This is a genomic window from Woronichinia naegeliana WA131, from assembly GCA_025370055.1.
GTDB classification, from domain to species: Bacteria; Cyanobacteriota; Cyanobacteriia; order Cyanobacteriales; family Microcystaceae; genus Woronichinia; species Woronichinia naegeliana.
Window position 1 is genome coordinate 4014184 of record CP073041.1, and the last position, 13158, is coordinate 4027341.

10 protein-coding genes are annotated in these 13158 nt (G+C 44.3%); 6 read left to right on the top strand and 4 right to left on the bottom strand.

Features of this window, described 5'->3' with window-relative positions; genetic code table 11:
• Nucleotides 1-206 precede the first annotated feature (206 nt).
• Nucleotides 207-4469 (top strand): hypothetical protein, encoded by a 4263-nt coding sequence (locus tag KA717_20375; GenBank protein UXE58433.1) that lies wholly within the window; start codon nt 207-209, stop codon nt 4467-4469.
• A 326-nt stretch (nt 4470-4795) separates the two neighbouring features.
• Nucleotides 4796-5878, top strand: coding sequence for a PIN/TRAM domain-containing protein (locus KA717_20380; GenBank protein UXE58434.1), 1083 nt, complete (start codon nt 4796-4798; stop codon nt 5876-5878).
• Between the two features lie 492 nt (nt 5879-6370).
• On the opposite strand, the gene KA717_20385 is transcribed toward KA717_20380, so the two are convergent.
• The 3 genes from KA717_20385 to KA717_20395 all read right to left on the bottom strand — a co-directional run bounded on the left by KA717_20385 (nt 6371) and on the right by KA717_20395 (nt 8955).
• Entirely contained in the window at nt 6371-6694 is a 324-nt protein-coding gene (locus KA717_20385; GenBank protein UXE58435.1) for a thioredoxin, read from the bottom strand.
• 239 nt (nt 6695-6933) lie between these two features.
• Nucleotides 6934-7725 (bottom strand): PspA/IM30 family protein, encoded by a 792-nt coding sequence (locus KA717_20390; protein ID UXE58436.1) that lies wholly within the window; start codon nt 7723-7725, stop codon nt 6934-6936.
• Between the two features lie 174 nt (nt 7726-7899).
• Nucleotides 7900-8955, bottom strand: coding sequence for a tetratricopeptide repeat protein (locus KA717_20395; protein ID UXE58437.1), 1056 nt, complete (start codon nt 8953-8955; stop codon nt 7900-7902).
• A gap of 264 nt (nt 8956-9219) precedes the next feature.
• Between KA717_20395 and KA717_20400 the strand changes: the two genes are divergently transcribed.
• The 4 genes from KA717_20400 to KA717_20415 all read left to right on the top strand — a co-directional run bounded on the left by KA717_20400 (nt 9220) and on the right by KA717_20415 (nt 12455).
• Nucleotides 9220-9594: a cytochrome c gene (locus KA717_20400; protein ID UXE58438.1), complete on the top strand. Its 375-nt coding sequence runs from the start codon at nt 9220-9222 to the stop codon at nt 9592-9594.
• A gap of 151 nt (nt 9595-9745) precedes the next feature.
• Nucleotides 9746-11344, top strand: a complete 1599-nt coding sequence (gpmI, locus tag KA717_20405; GenBank protein UXE58439.1) for a 2,3-bisphosphoglycerate-independent phosphoglycerate mutase — start codon at nt 9746-9748, stop codon at nt 11342-11344.
• A 48-nt stretch (nt 11345-11392) separates the two neighbouring features.
• Nucleotides 11393-11626, top strand: coding sequence for a preprotein translocase subunit SecG (gene secG / locus KA717_20410; protein ID UXE58440.1), 234 nt, complete (start codon nt 11393-11395; stop codon nt 11624-11626).
• 25 nt (nt 11627-11651) lie between these two features.
• Nucleotides 11652-12455, top strand: coding sequence for a hypothetical protein (locus KA717_20415; GenBank protein ID UXE58441.1), 804 nt, complete (start codon nt 11652-11654; stop codon nt 12453-12455).
• Here the strand turns inward: KA717_20415 and KA717_20420 are convergent.
• Nucleotides 12452-13063 carry a PEP-CTERM sorting domain-containing protein gene (locus KA717_20420; protein UXE58442.1) on the bottom strand — a complete coding sequence of 204 codons (612 nt, stop codon included), beginning with the start codon at nt 13061-13063 and terminating at the stop codon, nt 12452-12454. The genes KA717_20415 and KA717_20420 overlap by 4 nt on opposite strands.
• Between the last annotated feature and the right edge of the window lie 95 nt (nt 13064-13158).

Here is a 13158-nt window from a genome sequence, read left to right on the forward strand (position 1 = left end):
AAACAATGTTTTTATTCAGAAATAGTTCGCTTCGTGGTATGGAACGAGATAAGGGAGAGGACAATTTCTAGGATTAAGGCGTGATCGAGATCGCCGTTGGGCTGTGTTGATGATCACAAGACTATAAAGTTTTGTAAAAAGACTAGTATTTTTGCTGTGGATACAGATACAATAACGGCGGTGATCTTGAGTAGGATTGGTTGGTTATGGTTAGCTCTGTATTAGCGGCAGGTTTGACGACGGTTTATCAACAGTTAACCGCTTTTGCAGGGCTGGAGAGTTTTTGGACGAATTTTGACTCGATTTTTGGGACGGAATACAAGTTGGCTGTGGCGCAGTCGTTGCGTTCCCAGTGGCAGAGTGGGAATTTTAGTCAATTACCAACGATTGAGGTGATTGATGATGAGATTTTGGGTAATGCGCGGGGAGCCTATGCCAGCAGTACGAATGTCGTTTATTTGTCGGATCAGTTTGTGGAAACGGCGAGTTCCCAGCAGTTAGAGGCGGTGTTAATTGAGGAGATTGGGCATTTTGTGGATGCTCAGGTGAATGCAACGGATACGGCTGGGGATGAGGGGGAGTTGTTTTCGGCGATCGTGCGAGGAGTTAGTTTAAGTGCGGCTGAGTTGAGTCGGATTAAAACGGAAAATGATTGGGCGACTCTATCCTTCAACGGTAATCTAGTGCCAGTAGAACTTTCCAGTGCCGACCCAAACTATCCCTGGATCAAAGGCAGTTACGACACTCCAGGTAATGCATGGGATGTACAAATAGTGGGCAACCTGGCCTATATTGCTGATGAAAATTCATTACAAATAATCGACATCAGTAATCCCGCTTCCCCTTCCTTCAAAGGCAGTTACAACATTCCAGTTTCTGGCTTTCCAAGTGGTGCCATTGATGTAGAAATAGCGGGTAACTTGGCCTATATTCCAGGTGGAGGTTCACTACAAATAATAGACATTAGCAATCCCGCCTCTCCTACTTTCAAAGGCAGTTACAACGCTGCCTATGCCTCTAGTGTACAAGTAGTGGGGAACCTAGCCTATCTTGCATCCCATATTCCTTATGGCTTTTCAGGATTACAAATAATAGACATTAGCAATCCTACCTCTCCTATTTTCAAAGGCAGTTATCCTAACTATTCTCCCCAAGATGTAGAAATAGTGGGCAACCTGGCCTATATTGCTGATGACTCTTCAGGATTACAAATAATCGACATTAGCAATCCTGCACTTCCTACCCCTAAAGGCAGTTATGACACTCCAGATTTTGCTTATGATGTAGAAATAGTGGGCAACCTGGCCTATATTGCCGATGGTAATTCACTACAAATAATCGACATTAGTAATCCCGCTTCTCCTACCTTCAAAGGCAGTTACGACACCCCATATTATGCTTTTGATGTAGAAATAGTGGGCAACCTGGCCTATGTTGCTGATGGCTCTTCAGGATTACAAATAATCGACATTAGCAATCCAATAAAACCTACTTTCAAAGGTAGTTACGACACCCCAAGTGAGGCTTTAGGTGTACAAATAGTAGGCAACCTGGCCTATGTTGCAGGTTACTCTTCAGGATTACAAATAATCGATATCAGCAATCCCCCTCCCTTCAAAGGCAGTTACGACACCCCAGCTTCTGCCTTTGATGTACAAGTAGTGGGCAACCTCGCCTATATTGCTGATGATAATTCATTACAAATAGTAGATATCAGTAATCCTGCAAACCCTACTCTCAAAGGCAGTTACGGCACATCAGGTGGGGCTTTAGGTGTAAAAATAGTGGGCAACTTGGCCTATATTGCAGATCTTTATTCAGGACTACAAATAATAGACATCAGCAATCCTGCTTCCCCTTCCTTTAAAGGCAGTTACGGCCTATCTGGTTCCTATGATGTAGAAATAGTGGGAAACCTCGCCTATGTTCCTACTAGTAATTCAGGACTACAAATAATAGACATTAGCAATCCCGCTTCCCCTTCCTTTAAAGGTAGTTATGACACCCCAGGTTATGTCTTAGATGTAAAAATAGTGGGCAATTTCGCCTATATTGCTGACGGTTATTCAGGACTACAAATAATAGACATCAGCAATCCCGCTTCCCCTAGCTTCAAAGGCAGTTACGACACCCCAGGTTATGCCTTAGATGTAGAAATAGTGGGTAACTTTGCCCATGTTGCTGATCTTTATTCATTACAAATAATCGACATCAGTAATCCAGCACAACCTATTCTCAAAGGCAGTTACGACACCCCAGGTTATGCAAAAGATATAGAAATAGTGGGCAACCTCGCCTATATTACAGGCGATGAAAGTAGTAATGGTGGGAGTGGAGTTTCAGGAGTACAAATAATTGACATCACCAATCCCTCCGTTCCTACTTTTAAAGCTTTCTATGGTACTCCAAGTAAGGCTTTGGGAGTAGAAGTAGCAGGAAATAATGTTTATATAACCAGTGGCACGGATGGAATCAGTATCTTTGGAGCCTATAGCACTGGTGCAACTCTCAGTCTTGCCCCCACTAATGCCAACCAAACCGAAGGCAACTCTGGCAGTAAAGCCTTTACCTTTACCGTCACTCGCACAGGTAACACCACCGCAACTAATACGGTGAACTGGGTCGTCACAGGTACAGGAACTAATCCAGCTAATGCGACAGACTTTGTGGGCGGCGTTTTACCTTCTGGAACCGTCACCTTTGCAGCTAACAGCACTTCCCAGGTTATTAGTGTTTCTGTCAATGGCGATACCACCGTTGAACCCAACGAAACCTTTACTGTTAATCTTTACAATCCTAACAATGGCGCAGCCCTTTCCACTGCCACCGCCACAGGAACCATTACCAACGATGACTTCCCCAGCATTAATCTGAGTCCTAATGGTCAAACTGTTGTCGAAGGCTTAACCAGTCCCCAAAACCTGAGTTATACCGTCAGCTTATCTAGCAGTAGCACTCAAACTATTACTGTTCAGTACAATACCGCCAATGGAACCGCTTTAGCTGGCTCAGACTATACCACTACGACAGGAACCCTCACCTTTAACCCTGGTGTCACCAGTCAAACGATTTCAATTCCCATTCTCAATGATTCTGTTAATGAAGCCAATGAAACCTTTACGGTCAAGTTAACAAGTCCTACCAATGCAATCTTAGGGGGAACAGCGACAGTAACAACCACCATTACTGATACCCTTTCAGCTTCGACTACTACGACCCTAGCCGCTAATGTCGAAAATCTAACTCTCACTGGTTCTAGTGTTATTAATGGTACAGGCAATACAGGGAATAATGTTCTAACTGGCAATAGTGTCAATAACACCCTCAATGGCGGCGATGGCAATGATACTCTCAATGGCGGTGCAGGTAATGATACCCTCAATGGCGGTAATGGTAACGATTTTGCTTACTATTACAGTTCAACCGGCAGTGTCACTGTTAACTTAGCAACAGGCATTGCCAGCGATGGTTTAGGAGGAACCGATACCCTCTCTCAAATCGAGAATGTCCAAGGCTCCAATACCGCAGGCGATAATCTCACAGGCAATACAGGCAATAATGTACTGTATGGCTATGGTGGTAATGACATCCTCAACGGCGGTGATGGCAATGATACCCTCAATGGTGGTACTGGGAATGATACCCTGATCGGTGGTCTAGGCAATGATGTTTACCAAGTGGATAGTACTACAGATGTCATTACCGAAAATTCAGGACAAGGAACCGACACCATTCAATCCTCTGTCACCTATACGATCGCCTCTCTAGCTAATATCGAAAACCTGACCTTAACTGGTTCTAGTGTCATTGACGGGACAGGGAATACTGTCAATAATTCCTTAACAGGTAATACGGCCAATAACACCCTCAATGGCGGCGATGGTAATGATACCCTCAATGGCGGTGCAGGTAATGATAGCTTGATTGGCGGTAATGGCAACGATTTTGCTTACTATTACAGTTCCACTGCCAGCGTTACAGTGAATTTAACAACCGGAACTGCCAGCGATGGTCTAGGGGGAACCGATACCCTTTCCTTCATTGAAAACGTTCAAGGCTCCAATACCGCAGGGGATAATCTTACCGGCAATACCGGCGTTAACGTTCTCTATGGCTACGGCGGTGCAGATATCCTCACAGGAGGAGGCGGAAATGATCTGCTCTATCTCGGCAGTGATACCGTTAAAGACACCGTTAACTATACCAGTGGTGATGGGACTGATACGGTTTACAACTTTGTGCGTGGAGCAAGTGGAGATCTGCTCAAATTTACTGGCATAACCGCGATTGACGTACAGGTTTCTGGCACTAATACCCTATTTAAAGTGGGTGATGGCGTAACAGGCAACTCCGGCTTTGGTACAGGAACCTTACTGCTAACCACCAGTGCCACGACAGGTTTTACGGCGACAGATATTGGGGTTAATTTGTTTAACGTGACCAATTCAGCCGGCTTCTTTTTCAGTTAGTTTCAATTAGACACGAAAGTTTAACCACACCCTTAGAACACTGGTCAAGATATAATCGGAAGCGGGTGTGACCTCTAATTGATAAATCCTTGTTTAATGAGTCCTTTTGCCGGTAGATACTTCAGAACATCGTATGTTACGATTGATTGAAAAATCGATGTCCAGTAAACTTTTTAAAAACCTTATTTAATATCAACTAGAGGTCGCACCCTCGGAAGCACTGATACTTTTTCGATTATTAGCGGCGATCGCTCCTTTAAAAGGCTCCTTTGGCAGCAGAGAAGCATTAGAGGAATCAGATCACCTTAAGTCATTAGGATAGCCCTATGCTAGATGCCATCATTGTTCTAATCTTTATCTTTGCCTTTGCCGGTGTAGGCTTTGACAGTGTGGACTTATTGCCAGAAGCCGTCAAAGTCCAAATTTCCAATATTGAGGCCTTGCGGTGGTTAGGGGCTGGTTTTACGGCGGTTATTGGCTTGGCAATGGGTTTAGTCGCTCAAACAACCTATCGACGCTTAGAACAGCGCATCCGCAAAACCCCCATCGAAACGATTTTAACCCGTGCCGTTGGTTTGGTGATCGGTTTATTGATTGCTAATTTGATGTTGGCTCCCATCTTTTTGTTACCGATTCCAGGGGAATTCTCTTTCCTGAAACCAACCATGGCCGTATTAGGGAGTGTGGTTTTTGCGTTTTTAGGAATTAGTTTGGCAGATACGCACGGACGCACTTTTTTAAGATTGATTAATCCCAATAGCATTGAGACGATGTTGGTAGCCGAAGGAACCTTGCAACCGATCGCCCCTAAAATATTAGATACAAGTTGTATTATTGATGGCCGGATTGAACAACTTTTAGCGACAGGATTTATCGAAGGACAGATTTTAGTGCCGCAATTTGTCCTAGCCGAATTACAACAATTAGCTGATACGAGCAATGATCAAAAGCGGGTACGAGGACGGCGGGGTTTAGATATTCTCAGAAGTATTCAGCAGGATTTTCCCGAAAGAATTATTATCCATTCTGCCGATTACGATGATATTGCCACAGTAGATGCTAAATTAGTCCATCTCTCCCAGGAAATTAATGGTATTCTGCTTACCAATGATTACAATCTCAGCAAGGTTGCCAATTTACAAAAAGTTTCTATTTTAAATGTCAATGATTTAGCTCAGGCGGTGCGTCCTGTTTATTTACCCGGCGATACGCTCGATTTAAAAATTCTTAAACAGGGCAAAGAACCCGCCCAGGGCATTGGTTATCTAGAAGATGGCACAATGGTTGTTGTCGAAGAGGGACGAGAATATGTGGGGGCAGAATTGCGGGTGATTGTTACTTCTGCTTTACAAACTTCGGCAGGACGGATGATTTTTGCTAAACCACCTTCTGTGTTAGCTTCTTCCTAAAGTTTGGGTTGCTCGTCCAGTTAACTTTGGGGCGATCGCTCAGCAATTCTAGATTTGCGCTGTAGCAAGGGTTTCAGGTTTTAGTTCGCGGAATACGGGGTAAAATTCAACGGGATTAACAAGTTCATTTTACGAGTCTTCAGACTTTTAGGCATAACAGTGCACCTAGAATTGCCCCCAAAACCCCCTTTAAAATGTTCTTTAAATCCCTAACAGGTTTGCTGTGTCTAAAACTGAGAATTGCTACCTTTCCGGTTGTTAAATTTGTTAAACATCTGAAAACTCCTATGTAAGTCTTGGTAATTTATTAAAGATTGTCCTAGTCGTCTCACTAGAACGGGCTTAATTGACTGATACTCTCAGGCTACAACACTCAAAAGTTTCTTTCCCAGAGAGGTTTACACCTTGATTTTTGACCCTAATTTTTTAATAAATTCTCATCCACTCCTTAGCCAAGTAAGCTCTTAAGCAGATGAGTAATATCGTGAGAAATTAACCCAGATAATCTTTTAACAGAGCAATCAGTTTGGGTTTAATCATAGCTCCTTCATGGGATAGCAATAGTTTTTTATTCTTAAATAATCGCAGGGCTGGAACGCCAGTAACACTGCATTGAGCAACCGCTTTGGGATTGGGATCAATGGATAATTTAAGGACTTTGAGGCGATCACTATATTCATTGGCCAGGGCGGCGATCGCGGGAGCCATTAAACGGCAGGGGCCACACCAATCTGCCCAAAAATAAACCAAAACTAGTTTATTACTATTTGACAATTCCTGTTCAAATTCAGTATCGGTAATTTCAAGTAAGCTCATAGTTAAAAAGACAAAGTACGCATTAATAAAGAATAGTTAGACAAACAGTAAGAATCTCCCTCAACCGATCTCGAACAGAAAGATATCTCGGTGGGTTCTAGCCGTCCAATCCTGTCTTCCCTAACCCATAGAGCCGTCACTAAGCCTAAGGGCAGAGCAAGAAAGATCGCTATTTAATCAAGCCAAACGGCTCTAAAGGAGAATTTTCCCCACCGCATTGATTCAGAGATAACGAGTTTTTAAAGCTCATTTAATTTGCGTCGTAGATCCTCTAGTTCTGCATCTACGACGGAATCCTTGGGAACATCTGTCTTGGTTGGCGTGGACTTGGCCGCTTCAATCTGGGGAACCTCTGCCGTTCCAGGTAAGGCTCCACCACTCATTTGTGCCTTGAGAGCCGCCAGTTCATCCTCCACATCTGCACTGGACTGAAGCAGAGCAAATTGCTGTTCAATGCCCACCCCACCTAATTCTCCCATCGCCTGGGAACGGGCCTCTGCATCCAATACCTTATTCTCCATGCGTTCAAAAGCACTCATGGCACTACTCGTATCAATACCACTCAGGGTTTTTTGGAGATCTTCATTGGCCTTGGCTGCCTTGGCTCTGGCCTGAAGCATATTTTTCTTGGTCTTGGCCTCAGAGATTTTACTTTCTAGGGCGACTAAATTGCGTTTTAAACCATCTACCTGACCCGTTAGTTGCTCCAGTTGCGCCTTATAGGTGGCTGCACTTTCTGAAAAACTTTTTTTACGGGTTAAGGCTTCCCTGGCAAGGTTTTCATCTCCTTTACTTAAGGCGAGGGCCGCCCGTTCCTGCCATTTATTAGATTCACCGAGATCCTGGTTATAGCGTTGTTCCGTCCGTTTTTGTTCTGCAATGGTACGAGCTACCGCTTGACGCAATTGAATGAGATCTTCTTGCATATCAATAACGGCCTGCTCCAGTACTTTTTCTGGATCTTCAGCCTGACTAACGAGATCATTTAAGTTGGCACGAACCACTCGACTAATACGATCAAAAAGTCCCATGATCTTAATCTATCCTTGTTAACAACGCTTAAGGGTGAACGGGTTGTAGGTCACGGGGAACGGTAAACCTACAAATCAGGGTTTGGCACAAAACAAACCTATTTTCTTCTAGTTTAAACCACACTTGAGAAGAGGTGACGGGACTGGCCCAACATTCGTTCAGGATCTGCCTGTTTAATGATTGAGAAGTAACTCAACTTTTTTCAGCCCTTCAACATTATTGTGCTGCCGATAGAGTTGTTGCGCTTTTTGTAAATAGGGTTGGGCTTCCTCTGTCCTCTCTTCTTTTTGGAGAGCTAACCCTAAACCATAGTAAAAATCCGCATTATTGGGTTCTCTGTTTACCAAGGCTTGAAAGGCGATCGCGGCCGCTCCATAGTCTTCTTGGCTGAGTAATACCCGTGCGATCGCGGCTTTAATCTCTAAGGACTGAGGCTGCTTTTGGCCAGCCTGCTGATAAAGCTGTAGTGCTTCTGACCATTGACTTTCTTTTTCGAGGACTTGCCCAGTTTTTAATTGGATACTGAGGTTATCTGGATCTTGTTGTCGGAGACTCTCAATTAAGGACTTAGCCGCCTCCAGATTATTTTGATCAAGATAGGCTGTCACTAACTGAAGTTGTAATTCTAAACGTTGCGGGAAACGCTGTACCGCCTTTTGTAAATAGGAAAGGGTTGGTTCAGGCTGTCCCTGTTGAAGTAAGGCTGCCCCCATCATCACCGCCGCCTCTTCGTTATTAGGATCAAGGGCTGTAATCTGTTGATAAGCATCGAAAACCCGTTGATAATCTCCCTCTCGCAATAGCAGAATACCCATGCCAAGGTAATATTTGGGAGAATTGGGTTCTAATTCGATCGCCGCAGCATAGGCTGTAATGGCATTATTGTTATTCCCAAAACTCGCATAACTGACGGCCAGACCATCATAGAATTCTGGACTATTGGGATCGAGGGACAGAGCTTTTTGGTAAGCTTGTATGGCTTCGTCGTAGCGGCCTTGATGAACATACAGATACCCCATCCCACCAAAAATCTTGGCATTGTTTTGATCCAGGGTTGCCGCTTGCTGATAAACGGCGATCGCCCTGCTAAAATCCCCCCTATCGACATATTTTTGCCCCTGAAGTAACAATTCCCGCAGTTGTTGACGGTTCGGTGCTGACGGTGGGGTTAGCGTTGTGGGGTTAGATGCATTAATTAAATCCCTGGCCTGGGTCGTTGTGAAAGACAAAATTCCCCCACCTAGCAGGGCGCAAGTACAAATGCTTAACAACAAAAAGTAGGATCTTAGAAAACCAAAGACCATAAATCAATCTCAAGAGACTAAAGCTATTATTCTAGGATTTTTTAATCAATCTTAACAAAAGCTGACAATCCGAGAATTAGGAGCTTGTCTTCTGGCCCAACTGTGACATGGCTGTTACAAAAATTCAATTAAGATCATAAATCAGCCCAATAATATTGCAGAATATTAACAATATGCCAAACCAAACTCATGGATAAGACTCTCATCGCCGCTCCCAAGATTCTCTCCTATCGTCTGGTGGGGTTGTTGGTAGTTATCCTATTGGTCATTGCTGTCCTGATAGGTTGGTATTGGCCACAAAACCTTGACCCCTATATACAGGATGTTCTCTCTCGCCCAGGAACAGTCCGCCAAGGACAGGCTATTTTTGAAGCAAATTGCGGGGTTTGTCACGGATTAGATGGTCGAGGGAATATTGGCCCTAGTCTTCAAAGCGTTTCGCAGCATAAATCCCCATCAGGCTTAATTAATCAAGTGATTAGTGGGAAAACCCCTCCCATGCCGAAATTTCAGCCGAATTCCCAGGCAATGGCTGATCTCCTCAGTTATTTAGAAAGTCTCTAAAACATAACATCTATCGGGAATGATTTTTGGGCTTTCTAAGTAATTTATCAGAGGAAAAATGATCTTAATATAGAAAAATTGAGAGGAAAATGGGAGGCGGTGGTATTATCAATGTTCATAACGCTGTAACTGTCGAAATGGGGCAATACATATGGCACAAGCATCTGTTTCTCCGTTGGTGCTAGTTATCTTAGATGGCTGGGGCTATCGTCAAGATTCACGGGCTAATGCGATCGCTTTGGCCAAAACTCCCATTATGGACAGCCTGTTGATGGCCTATCCCCACACCTTAATCAACACATCGGGAAAAGATGTTGGCTTACCCAAGGGACAAATGGGCAATTCCGAAGTGGGCCATCTCAATATTGGAGCAGGTCGGGTTGTTCCCCAAGAATTAGTCAGAATTTCTGATGCTGTCGAAGATGGAACGATTTTTGAAAATGAAGCCTTGGTCAATATTTGCAACAAAGTTCGTCAAGGTCAAGGCAAGTTACATTTAATTGGTCTTTGTTCTGATGGGGGAGTACATTCCCATATTGATCATTTATTAGGATTGTTGGATTTAGCTAAATTACAGGGCGTAAATAATGTCTGTGTTCATGCCATCACCGATGGGCGAGATACGAATACAACGGAGGGAGTGGATGCCCTAGCCAAAATTCAGAGCCACATTGATCGCATTGGTTTGGGACGGATTGCCACCCTTTGTGGTCGCTACTTTGCGATGGATCGCGATCGCCGTTGGGATCGAGTGGAAAAGGCCTATCGTTTACTGACAGAGGATGGTGTTGGGGATGGCCGAACGGCTCAACAGGTTTTAAAAGACTTTTATGCCCAGGACATCACTGACGAATTTATTCCCCCTACTCGTCTAACCAACGGAGCTGTAACTTCAGGGGATGGCATTATCTTCTACAATTTTCGACCTGATCGAGCAAGGCAACTCTGCTATGCCTTTTTGATGCCCAGTTTTGACGGTTTTGAACGGGAACGAATTCAACCCCTCAGTTTTGTCACCCTTACCCAATATGATCCTCGTTTACCGGTTCAGGTCGCCTTTGCTCCTCAAAATCTGGATAATATTCTGGGTGAAATTATCGCCAATCATGGTCTAAAACAATTTCGGACGGCTGAGACAGAAAAATATCCCCACGTTACCTACTTTTTCAATGGTGGTCGCGAAAATCCCTTTGTCGGAGAAATTCGGGAATTAATCCAAAGTCCGATGGTAGCAACCTATGATCAAGCACCGGCTATGTCGGCTGAAGCCGTTACAGATACTGTTTGTGCTGCTATTAACGAAGGCATTTACAGCTTGATTGTGGTTAATTATGCCAATCCCGATATGGTCGGTCATACTGGCAACCTAGAGGCCGCGATTCAGGCGATCGAAACGGTAGATAATACATTAGGGCATTTATTACAATGTGCCAGTAATAAAGGAGGAACGGTTTTAATCACTGCCGATCATGGTAATGCCGAATATATGAGTGATGAAAAGGGAAATCCCTGGACAGCCCATACCACCAATCCGGTTCCTCTGATTGTCATTGAAGGAGAAGGTCGAAAAATTCCTGGTCATGGCGGCCAGGTTCAATTACGGGATGGCGGCAAATTGGCAGATCTTGCCCCAACCATTCTCGATATTTTACAATTGCCTAAGCCAGTGGAAATGACGGGCCAAACCCTGATCGAACCCTGTACAGTGGAAATAAAACCCAATCGAACGCCTGTGCGGATTACTCGTTAATGTTCGTTTTTCCAATCACCTTAAAGTTTTTGAGACTGAAAATTTACCATGACCCTTGTCACCTTGATTCGTATTATTTGGATTATTTCTGCTGCTTTGCTCGTTGTTTTGGTCTTACTCCATAGCCCCAAAGGGGATGGCTTGGGAGGAATTGGTGGTCAAGCTCAACTCTTTACCAGTGCCAAAAGTGCAGAGAAAACCCTCAATCAAATTACCTGGACATTGAGTAGTATTTTTATTGGACTGACTATTGTTCTGAGTGCAGGTTGGTTAGCCCGTTAATTTTAGGTTAGATAGCCTTGGCTCTATGCAACGATGGTTAGGATTATTACTGTTAACGATTTTGGGAATTAAAATGATTGGCATCCTTGGACTTCCAACCCATGCGATCCCTTTGCCTTCCCCATCTACCCTAACTTCCCCCTCTCCATCAAGCGAGACCAATCAAAGCCAGGTAAACCTTCCGCCCTTAAAAATTCATCCCTTGCCACCCAGTTTGGCCAAGTTTCGTTCGTCCCAAAGCGATGATTATTTTGAACAGATAACGGCTTCTCCCCTGGGTTATCTCATTTGGTCAACATTTCCGATCAAAGTCTATGTGGATCAATCTACCAATCCCCAGGATTCTGCTGCCAGCAATCAACGTTTTTTACAATGGACTCAAGCGGTTCGTCAGGCGATCGCTGATTGGGGTTTATATTTACCGATCCAGGAAGTATTAGACCCTAGCCAGGCAGATATTCGCATCGAACGACAAGAACCGCCGCTTAGTCGTCAGCTAGACCCAAAAACCGGACAACTGCAAATTCCCCGTGCACGTAACGCCCAAACCCGCTATGAATTCTATGACAGTGGTGACATTCCCTCCCGATTACGGCAAAGAATGACGATTCAAATCAAACCGGGCCTCAGTCAGTCTGGGACTCTAGCCACAGCTCGCCACGAAATGGGCCATGCTTTAGGCCTGTGGGGGCATAGCACACAACCAGACGATACCCTCTATTTCTCTCAGACAAAAGAATCGCCCCCAATTTCAATTAGGGACGTTAACACGCTCAAAAAGGTGTATCAACAGCCAACTCGCTTAGGTTGGCCTTTACCTCAATTTTAGGTGAGATCAGAATCACTATTTTGAGACTGTTTTTTAGCATATTCCTTTTGGCCAAAGGCACCAAAGCCCAGAGCGGCTAAAGAACCGAGGATAGTGAAAGGTTCAGGCACAGGAATCTGTACGGCGCCATTAGGCAGTAAGGAACTCCCATTGGGCAGTTGATAATCCCCCAAGACATATCCGGTAGGAACCGCATCAGCAGTGACAACAAAGGTTTGATACTTTACGTTACCGTTGATCTGACTCAAATTAGAGAGAGCGGTATAAGTAACTTCCCCAATGGAGAGATCCACATTTATTATCTCTTGAAAAACGATGGAAGTGGGGACAACGATTGTATCATTGGTAGAAGAACTCATAGTAGGACCAAAACCGGCTGATTTAAGTCCACTAAAACCACCAAAGACAATTCTGTTATCATTGCCGAGGGATTGGTCAAATCCTTGCGAATTGAAGCCGAACTTCCAATCAATGGAACCAGCATTGGCACCGCTGCTAGGACTGGCACCCAAGAAGTCAAAACTGTAGGCTTGTGCATCCGTCGCCAAGGCAAAAAAACCTAGACTAGAGACTGCCAGTCCCAGAGAAACTGTTTTAAAATTGATCATTTAGAGAACTCCTCACGTTAAACTAGGAGGGAAAGGCGAACAAATGCAGAGTATTGAGATAAGAATACTGGGCGTTCCCAATACAATATCCCTCA